Genomic DNA, 18961 nt, shown 5'->3' with positions numbered 1-18961 from the left:
TACAATAAAAAAATTTCGCCTAAGAAGAATGAACATGACAAATCAGAACAAATTAGATACAGTTATAATTAATAAATTGCTAGAACTGGGTTTAATAAAAAAGGAAGCTAAACACTTACTCAAGGAAAATGTTTACAAATTTGAAAAGAGTGAAATAATTGAAATAAAAGTTTATTCTAAGCACTTCGGTTTAAGTGGTAAGAAAAAAATAATAGCTAAAATACTCGACAGACGACGATTTGCGTTCCTATCTGTCTTAATCGCAGAATCCATTAACGAAAGCTGTGATGCAAAATTGATCTAACCATTATTTAAGCCTGTCTATAAAAAGTATAGACAGGCCTAGCTGATATTACTTTTTTGCTAAATCTTTTAACACATCACTTTGACCAAATATTTTTGCGAACTCATGTAAATTCAAGCCCGCTTTGTTTCTGATCTCGCTAGAACATTCAGATACATACAAATCCTTCGCAATGCTTATTTCTCTTTTAATCAATGCCCCCATCAAAGCCGTATTTCCTCGTTTATCTTGTAAGCACGGATTAGAACCGGAAGCAAGTAACAATCTAACCGTTTCTTGGTTTCCCTGATATGCCGCTACCATTAATGCGGTGTAACTCTGTTGATTACGTTGGTCGACTGGAAACCCTTCAGATAAAAACATATCGATCACTTCATTGTTTCCTATCCGTGCCGCATCGAAATACAGCTCTACAATTGCTTGATATTCTTCTTCGAACTTTTGTTCAGAAGCCATTAAAACCAAATACATACTAAGTAAAAAGATAAACGAACTAATCTTAGTTATTTTTTTCATTTATTTATTCTCTTTTAATAACTGCTAAAATGGCCTACAGAAGGTCTGATTTTCGGGCAGAAAAGAGCAGTTAAATCCTTCTGTAGGCCAAAACTTGCAAATTACATAGCCGCTTTCTTTTCTACTAATGAGAGAGCAGTATTTGTCGCTTTTGCTAAACGTGTTCCGTATTCCTTGTCTGCACGATAAAAATAACTCACCATCGTTGTTTGGATGTCCTTATCCATTACTTTATTTAAGTCACCAGCAAGATTTTCTATTAAATCCTTTTTATCTCGTTCGTTCATGGCACGATATTGAACACCAGCTTGATAGAAATTGCGTGGGTTAGTGATCGCTTTTTGCTGGGTAGTTCCAAACAACTTGGTTTGTACAGCTTTAGATTGGTTATCCTGACCGAGTTTTAACAGTAAACTTGGCTCATAGTTGACATCACCGCTTTGCGTAACCTCATTATTACTCATTCCATTCTGATTGTGATTGACAACTTGATTTAACGATTTGTTTATTGGAAGTTGGAATAAATTCACACCTAGACGATATAATTGAGTATCCGCATAGGCGAACAATCTTCCTTGAAGCAAACGATCTTCTGATGGCTCTATACCTGGTATAAGATTAGAAGGCGCAAATGCCGCTTGTTCTGTGTCTAAAAAGAAATTTTCAGGGAGGCGGTTCAGCGTCATCGTCCCTACTTTTCGGTCCGGCACATTCAACCATATTTTCGTAGCATCCAACCCATTATAATCAAGCTTACTTAAGCTTTCAGGTGTCAGCAGTTTTACGTAAAGATCCCACTTAGGGAAGTTTCCTCGCCCAATTTCAGCATACAAGTCGTTAGTTAGATGATTAAAGTCTTTACTCTGCATCTCACTAACATCCTTTGGACGTAAATTCTCAATCCCTTGTTGACTCTTCCATTGGAATTTAACGTAATTGACATCACCCTGTTTATTTACCCACTTATAGGCATGAACACCAAAGCCATCCATTGTTCGATAACTTGCCGGCGTACCTAAATTGCTGTAAACCCAAGTTAGCATGTTTGTCGCACTTGGTTCATTGCTGAAAAAGTCAAAAAATCGGTTTGGATCTTGAACATTTGTAACGGGTGATGGCTTCAATGAGTGAACCATATCCGGAAATTTAATTGCATCACGAATAAAGAATACAGGTAGATTATTACCGACTAAATCCCAGTTACCTTGTTCAGTATAAAATTTAGTAGCAAAACCTCGTGGATCACGAAGTGTTTCTGGTGACCCTTGGGAATGAATAACCGTTGAAAAGCGAACAAATACTGGGGTAACCTTCCCTTTATTTGAAAAAGGATCAGATAGCGTAAAATCACTAAAGTTATCCGATGCTACAAATTCACCATGTGCTCCGGTACCTCTGGCATGAACGACGCGTTCAGGAATACGTTCTCTGGCAAAACGTTGTAACTTTTGAATCAGGTGGACATCTTGCAGTAAGACACTGCCGTTTTCACCTGCGGTAATTGAATTTTGATTATCGCCGACTGGTGCGCCATTATCTCTTGTTAGCGTTTGAGCTTGTAGAGAGGTACTGGCAATACCAACTGTAATTAATAAAAAGCTTTTTGACATCTGCATGGTTGATCTCCAATGCGTGCTATCCATTAATCGACTTAATCAATGGATATACAAAAGCTCTTTTCTGCCCTCAAAGACTATATATTTATTCGAATTGTTTGTTTAATTGTAAATACCTATTAGTTCAATCGGTTAATCCTATATTAATCTAAAATTTTAACCCTATGAATAACACGCTATGAACTCAATCAGTAGCATTAGTCTGCGCTGACTTCGCCCCCCTCTCCCTAGACATCAAAGTTGAATCAATCACCGAGGTTTGTGGATTTAAGGTGAGATTCGTGATCTTTACTGACTCAATCCTTTACTCTGTGCTATTTCCCCTTACAATTAGCTCAAAATCAGAAAACAAGGTTATTTTCATGTCTATTCAATGGTTCCCTGGCCATATGCACAAAGCACAGAAGGAGATTGCAGAAGCGATCCCTCAAATCGATGTCATCATCGAAGTGCTCGATGCTCGTATTCCGTTTAGTAGCGAAAACCCAATGATCTCCGAGCTACGGGGCGAAAAACCAGTGATTAAGGTACTGAACAAGCGCGATCTTGCTGATCCTGAAATGACTCAACTTTGGATTGAGCATTTGGAAAAAGAACAAAACGTGAAAGCGATGGCGATCACTACGTCACAGCCGCAAGAAGTGCAAAAGATTCTCGAATTGTGCCGTAAAATGGCGCCCCATCGTGAAGAGATTGGTAAAAACATTCGCACCATGATCATGGGCATTCCTAACGTGGGTAAATCGACCATCATTAACTCCCTTGCAGGCCGTACTATCGCCATTACAGGTAACCAACCGGCAGTGACACGTCGTCAGCAACGTATCAACCTGCAAAATGGCGTGGTTTTGTCTGATACTCCGGGAATCTTGTGGCCGAAAGTAGAGAACCCACACAGTGGTTTCCGCCTCGCGGCAACAGGTGCTGTAAAAGATACGGCAATGGAATATGATGAAGTGGCTTTCTACACTGTGGAATACCTAGCACAAGCGTATCCAGAAAGACTTAAAGAGCGTTACCAGATCGAAGAGTTGCCTGAAAGCGATGTTGAGCTAATGGAAGAGATTGGCCGTCGCCGCGGAGCTCTGCGCTCTGGTGGTCGTGTTGATTTACACAAAGCCTCTGAAATTCTGCTGCATGAACTGCGTGGCGGTACTCTTGGCCAAATCACTCTTGAACGCCCAGAGATGATCACCGAAGAGCTGGTGCAAGTTGAGATTGAGACAGCGCGTAAGCTTGAAGAAAAAATTAAGAAGAAAGAAGAGCGTCGTAAGCGTTACTTAAAAAACAAACGTTAATTGATGATTCTCGCGAGATAGCGTCGCGATCTCTGAATAAGCAAAAGGGTGACCTCACGTCACCCTTTCTTTTTATCTAGGCAAAATAGCCCGACGCTATTTGTCGCAATCAGATGGTGTAATGCCGCACAATTTCAGCAAAATAGTTTCTAGCTGATCCCAAGGCATGAGCTGTGAATCAATCACTTCAAGGCGTGATTCAAAACCTGACAAGCTCATCTGGTTAACCGAGACAACCCCATTGGCAACATTAAACGCATAAGTGCCTTGGTCTGTATTCACTACTGCTTTGATGCGCTCTGCGGTTAGATCCGACAACATTGAAAATAACAAATCAAAATCAAATTCATATTCAGCGCCAAATAACCAACCACAACTAAAGTAGCCCTGCCCTTTGTTTTCACGGCGGATAAATGCTTCGCCCGGTGGCAATTCAAATTGCGGCTCTTGGCTGGCGTGATCATGGTGGTGGTGCTCTATATGGCTGGATGCACTGCCATGTACGCGTTCAATATCCAACACTTCTAATGGCAAGTCACCTTGCTTAACCAGCTTGCTGAAAATTTTTGCCGGCGATTGGTTAGTAACCCAATCGTTAAATGCATCGATATCGGCCACCGTGCACAAATCCACTTTGTTGCCGACCACCACATCCGCACTGTCTAACTGATCATTGAAGTTTTGATTCGAGGTGTACTTTGCAATCAGTAAATTACGCGGGTCAACTAAAGCGATGGTTGCTTTCAGGTCAACGTAATTTTGATACTGCTCGGAAGTCAGCGTTGCGACAACTTGCTTAGGATGACCAAGTCCCGTTGGCTCAATGATCAAGCGATCTGGCTTTTGGCGTAAGACCGCGTTGATACCGACCGACATTGGTACACCCGCAGTACAGCACATACATCCACCTGGTACTTCTTTGATCAGTGCACCTTGGTCAGTCAATAGCGCGCCATCAATACCAATTTCACCGAACTCATTAACCAATACGGCCCACTTTTCGTTTTCAGGTTTATTTTTCAGTAGGTTCAAGATAGTAGTGGTTTTACCAACCCCTAGAAAGCCAGTGATGATATTGGTTGGCACTCGTAATGTCATTGCGATTCTCCGAACTGATAGTCGGGAAATTATACCCTTAACTGACGAAGAGTGGCAGCCTCTCTAGTGGCTAAACTCGCGGCGACTCGGAGTGATAAACGACAAAAGGCGCACCGTAAGTGCGCCTTATCCCTCGTTACTCAATCGTGAGTTTGCGAATCAGAGTGTCTATAGATGCATTCTGATATTAAACGAGGCTATAGAAATGATTTGTTGATTCCATCCAAATTGTAGGTAAGGCATTTATTCCTCCATGCGAATTGGTTCACATTGCCTTACACCTTAAATATGGCTCAATTTAGCGAAAGCGCAAGTTTCAAAATGTGATTTATAGCTAAAAACCCCATCAAATACGCAACCAAGCACATTAATAGCTATGGCAGACAAAAATTCAAATATGGAAATCAATATTGCATTCTTATCGCTATAGTTAGAGATGTAAGGGCGTATAATTTTAGCATCCAATTCAAGAGTATTTTACGTTCCACCTAGCGAAGAGGTAAGAAATTCCATGACTAAAAGAGAGAAAATTAAGCAATCGTTTCTAGCCAAAATGCCTAAAGATGCGATTAACCAGTTTCTCTCGAAAGACACCACGCCGATCCCGGTGTTGTTGATGTCATTGGTGGTTGGAGTCCTTGCTGGGTTGGTAGGTACTTACTTTGAACATGCCGTACAGTTTGTTTCTGAAACACGTACAGAGTGGTTAAAAACCGAAATTGGCAGTGCGCTGCCTTTATGGCTCGCCGCTTTTCTTATTAGTGCCGCATTAGCCTTTGTTGGTTACTTTTTGGTTCACCGCTTTGCCCCTGAAGCTGCGGGTTCTGGGATTCCTGAAATTGAAGGAGCAATGGATGGTATTCGCCCAGTTCGTTGGTGGCGGGTTCTTCCAGTGAAATTCTTTGGCGGCATGGGCGCACTAGGCTCCGGCATGGTGCTGGGTCGTGAAGGGCCAACGGTGCAAATGGGGGGCGCGATTGGGCGTATGGTAACGGATATTTTCCGCGTCAAAAATGATGATACTCGCCACTCTTTGCTTGCTTCCGGCGCCGCTGGCGGCTTGGCAGCAGCATTTAATGCCCCTCTGGCCGGGATCATGTTTGTGGTCGAAGAGATGCGCCCGCAATTTCGTTATTCGTTAATCTCGATTCGCGCGGTAATCATTTCTGCGGTATCCGCCAACATCGTTTTTCGTTACATCAACGGCCAAAGCGCGGTGATCACCATGCCGCAATACCAATCTCCTGAGCTCAACACCTTATGGCTGTTTTTGGTCTTGGGCGCGTTATTTGGCATTTTCGGTGTTGTGTTCAATCGCCTAGTGACGTTCTCACAAGACACCTTTGTCCGCTTGCACCAAAACGATCGTAAACGTTATCTGATCACCGGTTCTTTACTCGGTGGCTGCTTTGGCTTGATGCTGCTCTATATGCCTGAGCTAACCGGCGGTGGCATCGCGTTGATCCCCGATATCACCAATGGCGACTACAGTGCAGGTTTGTTATTGATGTTGTTTGTTGGTCGGATTGTCACCACCTTACTCTGTTTTGGCTCAGGTGCGCCGGGAGGCATTTTCGCTCCAATGTTGGCATTAGGGACTTTATTTGGTTACGCCTTTGGTATTGCCGCGCAGCATCTGTTTCCTGAACTGCCCATCACCCCTGGCATGTTTGCCATCGCGGGGATGGGCGCACTATTTGCCGGTACAGTACGAGCACCCATTACCGGTATTTTATTGGTAATTGAAATGACCAATAACTACTACTTGATTCTACCACTCATTATTACCAGCTTAGGTGCGGTTATTTTCGCGCAAATGCTGGGAGGACAGCCGATTTACAGCCAATTGCTCCACCGTACAGTGAAAAATGAGAAGTTACGACAAGAAGACTTACCACGCGATGGTAATTGATAATTGCATCGTCACCGCCGAGCTTGATATTATCTGCGCCTCTTAAAGGGAAACCCCTTAAGCATCATTTGCGCATTTATGGTCAATTAGTTAGGAGTTCGGCTTGAACTGGAGAAGGCTGACACAATTTCAAAACGTTCCCCCTTCTCAGGCAGCGTTGGCTCTTGGTATGATTGGCCTTGGTCATGCTTGGGCACTCTATATCCCTGAAATTGGCGAAGTTATTCGACCTTATCTGGCGGGCTTGGGCGCGTTATTACTTGCGCCGGTATTAATCAAGTATTTCTCCCATCCAAAGATCTTTATTGCCGATCTGCGCCACCCTCTCAGTGGCAGCTTAATGGCGCCAATGAGTATGGCGTTACTGATCCTTTGTGACTATTTGGCCGTGATTTCGCCTATCATCGCCTACCCCATCTGGTTCGCAGCGTTACTGTTGCATGTCACCATGATGGTGCTGTTTTTTGCTTTCCAGTTAACCAATTTCAAAATGTCCAACATTGTACCGAGTTGGTTTTTGTATCCCGTCGGGCTTATCAGTAGCTCACTGGCTGGCACCCAATTTGGCCATACGCTTTTCTCTGAAACCTTGGTCAACATTTGTATTACGATTTACTTCTTCATGCTGCCACTGGTGCTTTATCGCTTGGTGTTTGAAGGCATGTTGCCGCGTCGAGCTCGCCCAACCCTTGCGATCATGGCGGCGCCGATCAATCTGACTTTGGCGACTTATCTGGTTAATTTCCAACAACCCGATCCAATTCTTACTGGCGCTCTGGCAGGAATTGCAATCACCATGACGTTAATGATTTATCTTTGTTATTTACGTTTGATGCGGTTGAAGTTCCAGCCGTCCATTGCTGCAGTCACCTTCCCATCCGTGATCAGCGCGGTCGCAATGCATCGCTTAACCACCTTTTTTGAGCAATATCATCCGCGCTGGCACTGGCTGCATGATTTTGGTTTATTTGAACTATCGATTGCCACTCTATTAGTCATTTGGGTATCAATCGGTTATGTCAAAATGTACTTTCCTGAAGGGTTTCGCCGCCAAGATCTAAAATCGTAATACCGGTAGCTAGAGCCAGTGAGAGACTTTTTTTAGCAATCGCTCACTGTTGGCAGGCTTAACCAGATAATCATTAATGCCCGCCGATCGGATTCGCTCCGCCATGCTGTGGGATGAATCACCGGTATAACCGATGATCGGCGTCATCGCATATGCGCTTTCTTTGGCTCGAATCGCTCTTGCGGCGGCAACACCATCCAAAATGGGCATTTCGATGTCCATCACAATCAAATCAACCGGCACTTGGGTTAACAAGTTCAATACCTCTTGCCCATTTTGCGCTTGCAAGACATGGAACCCATATTGCTGCATCAAGATTGCGGTGTAGGCTCTAAAAGATTGGTTATCATCTGCAATCAGCAATGTTTTACCGCGGTAACTTTGCTCATGTTGATCTAACTTGCGACTGGTTTGTGGCGATTCAAAACACAACTGGTCCATCACTTGAACACATTGAGTTAATAGTTGACGTTTTTCAACCGGATAAAACTCTACGCTACGTTCAATGTTATAGCTATAAACTGAGTTTTTATCATACAAGTACACGATTCGCGCTTGAGTAAAGCTGAATTTCATCTCCAGAGCTTCAAGGCAAGTTTGTTTGACCAGTTTTTTGTCAATATCCACCATGATCACATCATACTCAAACTCGTACTCTTCGCATTCAAGCGCTTTCTCAAGGGTCTTAAATGTCAACTTAAAGCCTTGATAAAACGCGCTTTCGTCCAAGGTTCTCTTGAGTACGCTCGACGCGCCAATATAGAGCACGGACTTAGCCTTCATCATATCCAGTTTGATTTTATTAACCGCGACAGAGCTATAAGGCGGCAGTGAGAGAGTAAATTCGGTATAGGCATTAAGCTCAGAACGGCAGCGGATCTCCCCTCCCATCGCTTTGACCACCTTAAAACAGAACGGCAGACCTAACCCATGTCCCCCTGCTTTGCCATGCGTATAGAAATCTTCAAAGATATGCTTACGCACATCGGCACTCATACCAACACCATTATCATGCACAACTAAGAGATTGACGCCGTTGCATCGCTTAAGCTCGATTGAGATAGTGAAATTGTCACGTATACCGTAGTAAAACGCGTTTTTAAGCAAATTGTACAAGGTGTATTTAAGTAGCGTATCACTGCCAAAAAAGAAGAAATCTTGCTCGAGCGAAATCGATACGCAATTTTTGTCCACTTTACTTGGATAGGAGAAACTGGCTAATGCTTTTTCAACCACTTCACGCATTGAATGCTTGCGATATGTCGCATTGGCAATCCGGTTCTGATCTATCGAGGTGAGCAACAGATCGATGGTTTCCGTACCACTGCGAATCGCTTCATTGGCATCATTAATCACTTCCGTCGCCAAAACTAACGATTGTTGGTCAAATTTCAGGGTATTGGGCCCATTTTTATCAGCCGCTTGTTTTGGCAATAGTGATTCCAATACATCTAACGAAGCCTTAATTGCGCTTAACGGATTCCTCATTTCATGGGCAATGCCTGCACCAAAAGATTTTGCTAGAGAAACCTGACTTTGATATTCAGTTTGGCTGCGCAGGTAGAACACGTTGCCAAAGGTATAGGTAAAAGCAAAGATCGGTACGTAAGGCCATACGACGTGATTGGCAATAACATCAATATTGGCGCCATAGACCAGCAGCAGTGAGGCGCAAATCGCCGTACAAGTTTGCAGCAACATGAGTATCGTTCGGTAAACCAGTAATACATGAATGAGGATTGCTGCCATAAAGGACATCACCCACACAGTAGACCAATCGTTCTTAAACATCATGTACGAGAAAAAAAACGGCAAACAGATAGGAACACAGATCGAAAAATAAAGCGGCAGATAACGCTGAAGATAATTGGGTACGTAATGACGCAAAGCAATCACTGCAAACAGTGCTGAGCAGAACAAACGCAGTGGCAGAGATTCGTAACTTTGTGGAAAGAGTTGTGCCCACACATAATAGTAAGCGGGGTAACCCAATAACCCCATCCAACCAATAACGGTTAAGTTGGGTTCTGCGTACTGATATACCTTACGAACCGAATTCATTATTTTTCTCATATCGATTTTTGACTCATTAATGCGGCTGAGCCAACTGCGTATCGATAGTTTAATTAATTAGTGACGATTTGAGAAATTTATCAGAAAAAAACTGTTCCCAGCGACAAGTAACGAACTCATCGCTGGGTATTGTGCTTAGACGTTTGCGCCGTACAACTTAATATGGCTGGTATTTCGCTCTGCCACGACATCCACTCTTAACGACATTTGTTCTTTTAATTCACTAACGTGGGAGATCAAACCAATCGTACGACCACCCTGCTGTAAATCCACTAATGTCTGAATGGCCAAATCGAGTGATTCAGGGTCTAAGCTGCCAAAGCCTTCATCAATAAACAAAGTATCCAGCCTGATGCCGCCACTGTATGATTGCACCACATCGGACAAACCCAGCGCGAGAGCTAGCGCGGCCATAAAGGACTCACCACCCGACAGCGTCGTAACATCACGCCATTTACCGGAGTATCCATCCTCAACCATCAAATCGAGCCCTGAGCCCGCATTACCTTTCGCGCGATCTTCTTTACGGCGCAGTTCGTAGCGTCCCTTACTCATCACTCGTAAACGTTGTGACGCTTGAATAAGCACATCATCGAGCAAAACACCCAGCACGAAACGATGTAAGCTCACCTTTGAACCGGTGCGACCGTTGGCAATGTCGCTTAATGTACCAAACACTTGATACTCTTTTTCCAACGCGGCATTTTGCTGATAAAGCTCAGTTAGGCGCGACGCGACCTTATCGAGGTTAGCCAGAATTGACTGGAGCTGGCTCTTAGCATCCAAACGGCTCTGATAAACGCCATTTGCTTGTTCTGTTTGCTGCTCAAGCAATTCAATATTAGGCAAATCGCTACCCGCTAAATCTTGCTCTAAGGTACTTAATGCCCCTTCTAAACTTGAAGCGCGTTCTGCGTATTGATTAAGCGTCTGCTCAAACGCTTCTACTTGCTGCGGTTCCAGTTTCGCCATCAAGTAGCCTTTTTCATCATCAAAAGGACTCTGCATTAATGCATTACGCCAAACATCTTGGGCGAGCTGCCACTCTTGAGTGGCATTAACACTTTGTTTCTCTGCTTCTTGCCATTGGGTGTAAGCGGCAACTTGTTGTGTTTGCGTATGATCTAACTGCGTTTTGGCTTGACGCTCTTGTTGCTGCAATTGATTTAATTGTTGTTCAATACGTTGCTTTTCACTGGTGACCGCCACGATATCTTGTTCGTTTGGCGCGATATCTTGCATGAGGGAATTGAGCGTGCCGCGTATCGTCGCAGCCTGTTGTTTGGCATCATCAAGCTGTTTCTCTAGCTTTTGATATTGCTGTTTACTGTGATCAATTTGTTGCTCTGTTGTCGCCTGAGCATGGTTAAGATGCTCAAGGTTTATCGCTTGCAACTGCGTAATCTGCTGCTGGAGCGCCATTGCCTGAGTATTGAGCGCTTCGGCCGAGCAGGGTGAATCGCCAAGTTGTGCTTGCCAGCCTAATACGGCCTGTTCAACTTTTGCTACGTCCATTTGCGCCTGCTGCAGTGCTTGAGCAAATTGTTCTTGCTGCAGTTGATATTGCTGTTGAATTTGACGAGCCTGATCAACTTCCGCTTTGCTCACCTCACGTTCAGCGAACGTCGCCGGTTGTGGATGTTCTTTGCTGCCACACACAGGGCAAGGCTCACCTAAGTGCAGTGTTTTCGCCAGTTGCGCGGCTTGAGAGCTATGCCAGTAATATTCTAGTTGGTCGGCATCACGTTGCGCCTGATCAGTACGCAGCTTCGCCTCATCAAACTCAGTCTGCTTGGTGTGCAAAAATGCCTGAAATTGTTGCGCTGCTTGTTGAGTTTTCAGCAACTCTTGATGGGTACTGATCTGCTTGGTAACTTGCTTCAACTCTTCTTGTTTTGCTGGTAAGCCAAGCTGCTGCTCTTTAGCCTCTTGCAGCGCAAGTTGCTGGTTCTGCAGCTGCTTTGCAAGTTGTTCACCTTGCTGAATATGGATCTCAAGCTGCTGCTGATGTTGAGCGGTGACTCGTTCTGCTTGGTTCAGGTTCGTTTGTTGTTTATCCCGCTCTTGTAGGCGTTTAGCAATCTCGCTCAGCTTAAATAAGCTTTGCGTCAATTGAGGAATGACTAAAGCGGCTTGGCTTGCTTGCTCGAAAATCTGTTGAGCTTGAGAAAGCCCCTGCTGGGCGACACTAAGCTGCTGTTCAGTGCGGATGACTTCGCCTTGCGCATGATTATTTTTGCCGCTGGCGTGGCTTTGCTGACTATATGGCACACTTAACAGCTCAGCTTGTTGCGCCTGTTTGCGGCGTAGCATCAACTGATCCATCTCTGGCTGCTTGGCAAGATGTTGTTGTTGCTCCAGCTGCAGAGCTTGGCGTTTGGCAAACTTGCCACTTAACTCTGAAGCGGATTTAAATTGATTCTGCGCACTATCTAATTGGTGTTTTGCCAGCTCAAGTTGTTGCTCCGCCTCGATCATTTTCGGCTTTAATGCCACTCGCTGCTCATTCAACTCTTCTTCGCTCGCCACCGAGGCCACATCTAAAGCCCCTTTGATTTGGTTATCAAATTCATCTTTAGAACGGCGAATATGGGCCGCTTTTTCAAACAAGGCTTTTTCAATCGAAGCATAAATATGAGTTTGAAATAGCTGACCAAAAATCACTTCACGCTCTTTCGAGTTAGCAATCAGCAAATCACGAAACTTACCTTGTGGTAATACCATGACTTGGCGGAACTGTTTGACGTCCAATCCAATAATTTCAACGATCGCCTTGCCAACAGGCGTCGGCTTATTCGCCAGTAATATCTCTTGCCCAGCCTCAATTTGAAACAAGGTGCTGGTGTGACTTTTTTTCGTCAGACCCTCACCACGTTTTTTCGGCATCATTTGATCAGGAGAACGTTCGATTCGATATTGTTTGTTACCAAGCGAAAACTCAAAGCTCACCTCGCTGACCAAATCTGGTGCGGCATGGTCACAGCGCATTTGATCGCCAGTACGTTCACTGCCGGTAGTTTCACCATACAGAGCAAAACAGATCGCATCTAAGATCGAGCTTTTACCCGAACCGGTTGGGCCATTGATCAAAAAAAGCGGCGCGTGACCTAGCTTGGTGAAATCAATCTCTTCTTTGCCCGCAAAAGGACCAAAGGCTTGGATGGTCAATTTTAATGGTGTCATTGATTAGGCATCCTTGTGGCGGGTCAGTTGTTCGATAACTTGGCTAACCGCTTGCTCTTGCGCTTCGGTCATCGTGTCTTGCTTGGCTTCGAGGAAAAAGTCTTTAAACATATCCAGTTCGCCTCGGGCTAAACGCGCTTTACCCAACTGTTGTTCAACACCAATCAACATCCCCGGTTTTTCGAGGTGCAATACATTGGGATAAACCTGACGCAGCTTTTCCATCGGATCGAGAATAGCGTGTTTATCGTGCAGTCTGACTAACAGGTAGTCATGGCTGTTAGGATCGGTCTTGCCTTGCTGCAATATCTCTTCCATTTCACCATCAATGATGCGCATTTGATGAGGCGCGGTCAGTGGAATGTGAGTCGCCGACTGAAAGCCGTCTTGGCCCAATTCAACTAAGGTCATACCTTTAGCTTGGTGCTGCTCAGAAAAGCTGTATTTCATCAGTGAGCCGCTGTAGCGAATATACTCCTCACCTTTTTTTTGTGGCTGATGCAAATGGCCCAGCGCAACGTAATCAAATGGCACAAAATGTTGATGGCTAACGCGATCCGAACCCCCAATAGAGAGCGGTCGCTCTGACTCAGATTCGATCGCGCCATCAACAAAACAGTGGCTGATGAGAACGTTTTTTTGACTAGGTTTGAATTGCTGGCAAATCCGCTCTGCCAACAGCTTATGCGCATCGTCGTGATCTTTGATTGGCGATTGAGCGCTGGTGTCAGACTGATAGTAGTGACGCACCAGTTCAGGATCGTTGTAAGGCATGCCGTAAAACGCGACCTCGCCAATGTCACTTTCAATCACCACCGGAGTGAGCATATCGTTAAAGTTGGCCAATATATGTAGACCAGCCCCTTTCATTTGACTGGCGGCAAAACCAAGACGCTGCGCTCCATCATGATTGCCAGGGATCAGAATAATCGGCAATGAGAGTTCGCCACACACCTTGTCTACAAAATGATTCATCAATTCAATTGCCGCGGTTGGCGGAACGCTACGATCGTAAATATCGCCGGCGATAACTAGAGCATCGACCGGATTTTGTTCGATATAAGCAATCATTTGATTGAGTACGGCTTGCTGATCGTCAAGCAGTGACACATTGTGGAATTGTCGGCCTAAGTGCCAATCTGAGGTGTGGAGGAACTTCATTTGCGCCCTAACGTTATCATTTTAGGGCGCAATTTTATCACTGTAACCGCTGAGTAACTATCTATACTGATTTGTTTTTACAATGCTCGATCGCGCTTTGTAGTAGTTCTAGCGCACTGTGCTGACAATCAGGCAACGCTGCGTCACTTAGCATCAGTGGTGTGACACGCTCGCCCCATTTTATATGGCCAGCCCCCCAAGTTAAGCCTGCACCAAAAGCGGCTAATAATATGTTGTCACCAGCTTTGATTTTGTCTTGTTCCATCGCCTCACACAAAGCGATAGGCACTGTCGCGGCCGACGTATTGCCATATTTTTGGATATTGATGAACGCCTTGTCTTGGTTGATACCTGCAATATCACATAATGTTTGTATGATGCGAATATTGGCCTGATGCGGGATCACCACATCAATGTGGTCAGTCGACAGTTGGCTACGTGTTAACACGCTCTGCGCGGCAGCGCTCATACCTTTGACCGCTCGTTTAAAGATCTCTTTGCCGACAAAATTAAAGCTCCAATAACCATTGTCGGCAGCGAAACGGGCCATTGAGGTACCAAATTTAGGCACGGCGAGAATGTCACGTCCTTGTGCATCACAACCCAGCTGCGCGTGTTGCAAACCCACCGCTTGAGTCGTTTTACTCAGCACCACGGCGCCAGCACCATCGCCAAACAAAACCGCGGTGTCACGCTGAGTCCAATCAATATAGAAAGAAAGACGCTCCGCCCCCACCACCAAAGCATGTTGGTAGTTACCAGCTTGAATAAGACGAGTCGCCGTTTCTAAGCCATAGACAAAACCGGTACAAGCAGCATTCAAATCAAAGGCTGTCGCGCCTTGAATGTCGAGATTTTGTGACACTTTCGAGGCAATGTTTGGGATCAATGAATCAGGCGAACAAGTGGCAATAATAATCAAATCAATATCGTTTGCTTGTAAACCGGCACAAGCAATCGCTTGTTTGGCAGCAACCGTCGCCATCTCTGACGTCTCTACATGGCTAATACGGCGCTGCTCAATCCCCGTACGCGTTTGAATCCATTCATCGGAAGTTTCAAGAAAGGTGCTCAAATCATCATTGGTCAACGTTGCCGGAGGCAAACATTTCCCCCAGCCCGTGATTTCGGCAAAGTTAGGTTGTGCATAATTTACTTGAATGTCGATTGCTTCAGCTTTATTGATGGTCATTGCGAGCCTTTGTATTTTCTTATCTTTCATCAGATAGTATAACTATAGGCAAGCGCTCTCAAGTGAGCGCCATTGCACAATATGAATACAATAAAAGACTAAAAAGAAGAGAAGTCACCATGTCTACATTTAATACTCGTTGTCCATCTTGCTCAGGTGTCAATCGCGTGCCGGTTGAACGCGTGTCAGAAAGCCCTGTTTGTGGCAAATGTCAGCAACCGCTATTGGATGGCGCGCCTATCGAAGGCACTGAATTAAATCTCACCACACTGCTCAATAGCGACCAGCCGGTGGTGATCGATTTTTGGGCGCCTTGGTGTAATCCTTGCGTGGGATTTGCGCCGGTGTTTTCCGACGTTGCAAAAGCACAATCTGGAAAAATTCGCTTCGTTAAAATCGATACCGAAGCACAACAAAACTTAGCTATGCAATACCAAATTAGAAGCATTCCAACCGTTATGGTGTTCAAAAACGGCCAAAGAGTCGATTTTATCAATGGCGCCCTACCAAAAAGTCAGTTTGAACAATGGCTTGCACAAGCAATTACAAAATAAGTTATTCTATGTTAACTGCCGCTAAATCCTCTGTTTTGGCGGCTTTTTCATATGTTTTCCTGCATAAGTATACAGCCTCAATATCGATAATTATTTTTTATCGTTAAGGGAAAAACATTTCATTTTACGCCTGTTCAAAAAATCCCCATAGTCCGCCCATCAGCTCCCCCCTTTTTTCGTCTCTTATCCCTCCATGATAAGAGCTACTAACATGAGGCTACGACATTGGAAAATACACTTGCTCCTGCATCTCCAGCTCGCATTTCAGTACCTGTAATTGCGCTTGCTTTATATGCGGTGGCGTCTGGCTATTTAATGAGTATCATCCCGCTAATGCTTCCACACTATGGTTTGGACGTTTCCCTTGCGAGTTGGTTAGCCAGTGTATTTTATGCAGGTCTGTTAGTCGGCGCGATGGTGTTTGAACCGATCGTCAATAAAACCGGTCACCGCAAAGCATTTATCGGCTGCTTACTGGCGTTTATCGCCACTATTGTCGTATTACCTGTTTTTTGCTAATGCTCCAGCATGGCTATCTGCTCGCTTTGTGGCTGGTATTGCGGTAGCGGGTGTGTTTGTGATCGTGGAATCATGGCTACTTCATGGCGACGAAAGTGCTCGTGCTAAACGTCTTGGTTTATACATGGGTTCACTATACGGCGGTAGCTCACTAGGCCAACTAGGCATCGGCGCGCTAGGCGTAACAGGTAGCATTCCGTTTATTGCCATTATCGCGCTTTTGGTATTGGCGATCATCGTGCTGGCTTTTGGCCGTACCGATCAGCCAGAAGAAGGCCAAAGCCACGCGCTTTCGCTAAAACAAATCAGCAAGTTAAACCATGCTGCAATCATTGGTTGCATTGTATCCGGTATGACTTTGGGGGCTATTTACGGCCTAATGCCTGTTGAGCTACGCAACCGCGGCATCGATAACGGCGACCTAGGCAGCCTAATGGCATTGGTGATCTTGGGTGGCATGGCGGTTCAACCAATCGTTCCATGGTTATCAAAGTATCTTGGTCGTACGCTACTGATGGCCCTATTCTGCCTACTCGGTGTTGCGGCGATTGGCTTTACCGCAATCGGCAATGGTATTTATGTGTTAGGTATTAGCTTGTTTGTACTCGGCATGGCCATTTTCGCGCTTTACCCTGTTGCGATTAACCTTGGCTGCGACAAGCTTGATCCAGCGTACATCGTATCGGTAACGCAAGTGATGCTCTTTAGCTACAGCATTGGCTCGGTTGCAGGTCCAGTACTGGCCGATCACTTTATGTTAGGTGAGCAAGGTCTGTTAGGTTACCTATTTGCAACTCTAATGGCGACGTGCATCTACATGCTATTTGCCAGTATCAAGACTAAGCGCCAAGCAATGGCAGGCGAATAAGCTCGCCCAAGCGGATAACATCAAAGACAGTGAAGGGGCTATTTAGGCCCCTTTTTGCTGTTTAGCGTTTGATAGTGATCACTGAGTGAGTTGCGTTATTTCGATTCTGAGTGTGATTTCGTTGCGATGCGAAGATGCCGATTGGATTGGTTGGCTGCTGGCTTAGCGGGCACGGTTTTACGTTCATGCCACAGATGACGTAATGCCAGCATCGGATGCGGTAGCAGCATTCTTGGCCCTGCATAGCGCATGACTTGTCTCATCTGCTCTTTGGGCTCGGGTTTATAACAATGAATAGGACAACGATTACAAGTCGGCTTGTGCTGCCCATAAGCACAACGATCTAACCGTTGTTCAGCATAGCTCATTAAGCTGTGGCATTCACAACACAACCCCTGTAGAGGCTTCTCTCGCTGTTGATGATGATCTCGACAGTAGATCGCAATCATAAAAGAGACGGTACGAAACTCTGTCAATAACTCGCCACTCAGTATGGTTGAATCAGGCTTGATCATAAATAGATGCTCTTATCGAATTGACTCCCCATCGCTCAAACATCAATACGATGGCCTCTTCTGGCTATTTTACACCAATCGAGAAATTTCGCGGTCAGAAGTTTGGTTCCAGATCAGCACTGGCCAGACTAAACGATCTTAGTTACCGTTAGCCGTTCATCTATCTACAGGGCAGCCACTGACGCTTTGGTCTGCTATTTGATATCAACAACAGCTCTCCTCCCTTGCTGAGCAACGTCTGGCTGTCACGCAAACAAATGCTCTCATTCACTATAATCAACGTATAGAGACGTCAAGGCTTTCGTTTGATGCAAGCTCGTTACACTAGAGGTAACAAGCGCTGCGTCTGCTAGGCTCACTGAGTGGTCGCGCGGTAAAGAGGTTTTTGATATGTCACGATTATGGATGTTATTGGTGTTATGTTTGCCCTTGGATCACGCTTATGCCTACCCTCATCACGCTCAGTCGTTGTCTCACCGTAGCATCATTTACTTTTCACCTCAGCATGATGAACACGTTAAACGGTTTCTGTTGGAAACCTTAATGAATGAGTGCGCCCTCAGGGAGCGTGACATTGTCACATTGGTTATTACTGAAGATGGACAAAGTGAGCCGGGTTGGGTCAAAGAGCACTTTGATCTGGGCGTGCTGTTCAATGCCTATCGAATACATTCAGATCAACATACGGCGATTTTGATTGATAAAGATGGACAAGAAAAATTGCGTTGGGGAAAGAGTACAGATTGGCAAACGTTAAAACAGGTGATTGATAATACAGATTTAGGAAAACAAGAGAAAAAAAGACGACAAGACCCATGTTCAATCTGAACCATGGTGGTTTAAAAGCTTGGGATTGTATTTTGAGATAGAGATAAAAATAGAATGGAGGCGCCTCCCGGAGTCGAACCGAGGTCCACGGATTTGCAATCCGCTGCATAGCCACTCTGCCAAGGCGCCTTTTTGTTCCAAAACCTCAAGGATGAGAAATTGGAGCGACACATCGGGTTCGAACCGATGACCTCAACCTTGGCAAGGTTGCGCTCTACCAACTGAGCTAGTGTCGCTTTTTGTTACCGAAGTAAC

The 18961-nt window shown here is 45.0% G+C and carries 14 protein-coding genes, 2 tRNA genes and 1 pseudogene; 7 read left to right on the top strand and 10 right to left on the bottom strand.

The genetic code is table 11. The features are described 5' to 3' along the window. Positions 1-304, top strand: a 304-nt coding sequence (locus tag RH85_RS13095; protein ID WP_006712980.1) for a hypothetical protein, incomplete at its 5' end; no start/stop codon positions are given. A 48-nt stretch (positions 305-352) separates the two neighbouring features. On the opposite strand, the gene RH85_RS13090 is transcribed toward RH85_RS13095, so the two are convergent. Next, the gene (locus RH85_RS13090) at positions 353-820 is read right to left on the bottom strand and encodes an ankyrin repeat domain-containing protein (protein ID WP_006712978.1); all 468 of its coding nucleotides are present in this window, start codon (positions 818-820) and stop codon (positions 353-355) included. Positions 821-921: 101 nt separating this feature from the next. Further along, positions 922-2436 (bottom strand): catalase KatE1, encoded by a 1515-nt coding sequence (gene katE1 / locus RH85_RS13085; protein WP_006712977.1) that lies wholly within the window; start codon positions 2434-2436, stop codon positions 922-924. A 362-nt stretch (positions 2437-2798) separates the two neighbouring features. Between katE1 and ylqF the strand changes: the two genes are divergently transcribed. Continuing rightward, complete coding sequence (gene ylqF, locus RH85_RS13080; protein WP_006712975.1) at positions 2799-3734, top strand: ribosome biogenesis GTPase YlqF; 936 nt, start codon at positions 2799-2801, stop codon at positions 3732-3734. A 96-nt stretch (positions 3735-3830) separates the two neighbouring features. On the opposite strand, the gene RH85_RS13075 is transcribed toward ylqF, so the two are convergent. Continuing rightward, on the bottom strand, positions 3831-4832 hold the full coding sequence (locus RH85_RS13075; RefSeq protein ID WP_006712972.1) for a CobW family GTP-binding protein: 1002 nt from the start codon (positions 4830-4832) through the stop codon (positions 3831-3833). A 511-nt stretch (positions 4833-5343) separates the two neighbouring features. Here RH85_RS13075 and clcA point away from each other — a divergent pair. Both clcA and RH85_RS13065 read left to right on the top strand, forming a co-directional pair. Further along, complete coding sequence (gene clcA / locus RH85_RS13070; RefSeq protein ID WP_006712969.1) at positions 5344-6744, top strand: H(+)/Cl(-) exchange transporter ClcA; 1401 nt, start codon at positions 5344-5346, stop codon at positions 6742-6744. 103 nt (positions 6745-6847) lie between these two features. Beyond that, positions 6848-7813 carry a TDT family transporter gene (locus RH85_RS13065; RefSeq protein ID WP_039949026.1) on the top strand — a complete coding sequence of 322 codons (966 nt, stop codon included), beginning with the start codon at positions 6848-6850 and terminating at the stop codon, positions 7811-7813. Between the two features lie 9 nt (positions 7814-7822). Here RH85_RS13065 and RH85_RS13060 read toward each other — a convergent pair whose 3' ends face one another. From RH85_RS13060 to RH85_RS13045, 4 genes are all read right to left on the bottom strand, one after another. Continuing rightward, a complete protein-coding gene (locus RH85_RS13060; RefSeq protein ID WP_006712965.1) occupies positions 7823-9874 on the bottom strand; it encodes an ATP-binding response regulator in 2052 nt (683 codons plus the stop codon). A gap of 147 nt (positions 9875-10021) precedes the next feature. Next, positions 10022-13069: an AAA family ATPase gene (locus RH85_RS13055; protein ID WP_006712963.1), complete on the bottom strand. Its 3048-nt coding sequence runs from the start codon at positions 13067-13069 to the stop codon at positions 10022-10024. A 3-nt stretch (positions 13070-13072) separates the two neighbouring features. Beyond that, the gene (locus tag RH85_RS13050; RefSeq protein WP_006712962.1) at positions 13073-14230 is read right to left on the bottom strand and encodes an exonuclease SbcCD subunit D; all 1158 of its coding nucleotides are present in this window, start codon (positions 14228-14230) and stop codon (positions 13073-13075) included. A 61-nt stretch (positions 14231-14291) separates the two neighbouring features. Next, positions 14292-15422 (bottom strand): ketoacyl-ACP synthase III, encoded by a 1131-nt coding sequence (locus RH85_RS13045; RefSeq protein WP_006712960.1) that lies wholly within the window; start codon positions 15420-15422, stop codon positions 14292-14294. A 119-nt stretch (positions 15423-15541) separates the two neighbouring features. Between RH85_RS13045 and trxC the strand changes: the two genes are divergently transcribed. Together trxC and RH85_RS13035 are read left to right on the top strand one after the other, a co-directional pair. Further along, entirely contained in the window at positions 15542-15976 is a 435-nt protein-coding gene (gene trxC / locus RH85_RS13040) for a thioredoxin TrxC (protein WP_006712958.1), read from the top strand. Positions 15977-16201: 225 nt separating this feature from the next. After that, positions 16202-17363 (top strand): annotated as a pseudogene (locus RH85_RS13035) (MFS transporter). A gap of 95 nt (positions 17364-17458) precedes the next feature. Here RH85_RS13035 and RH85_RS13030 read toward each other — a convergent pair. Beyond that, positions 17459-17878, bottom strand: a complete 420-nt coding sequence (locus RH85_RS13030) for a nitrous oxide-stimulated promoter family protein (protein WP_006712957.1) — start codon at positions 17876-17878, stop codon at positions 17459-17461. Between the two features lie 390 nt (positions 17879-18268). Here RH85_RS13030 and RH85_RS13025 point away from each other — a divergent pair, with 390 nt between their 5' ends. Further along, positions 18269-18706 carry a DUF4174 domain-containing protein gene (locus tag RH85_RS13025; RefSeq protein ID WP_006712956.1) on the top strand — a complete coding sequence of 146 codons (438 nt, stop codon included), beginning with the start codon at positions 18269-18271 and terminating at the stop codon, positions 18704-18706. A gap of 55 nt (positions 18707-18761) precedes the next feature. On the opposite strand, the gene RH85_RS13020 is transcribed toward RH85_RS13025, so the two are convergent. Both RH85_RS13020 and RH85_RS13015 read right to left on the bottom strand, forming a co-directional pair. Beyond that, a tRNA-Cys gene (locus tag RH85_RS13020) sits at positions 18762-18835 on the bottom strand. Between the two features lie 31 nt (positions 18836-18866). Then, positions 18867-18942, bottom strand: a tRNA-Gly gene (locus RH85_RS13015). Positions 18943-18961: the final 19 nt, after the last annotated feature.

The sequence above is a fragment of the Vibrio ichthyoenteri ATCC 700023 genome, from assembly GCF_000222605.1.
Classification (GTDB): domain Bacteria; phylum Pseudomonadota; class Gammaproteobacteria; order Enterobacterales; family Vibrionaceae; genus Vibrio; species Vibrio ichthyoenteri.
Note: the sequence above shows the minus strand (reverse complement) of the source record. Positions and strands in the feature narration are given on the sequence as shown.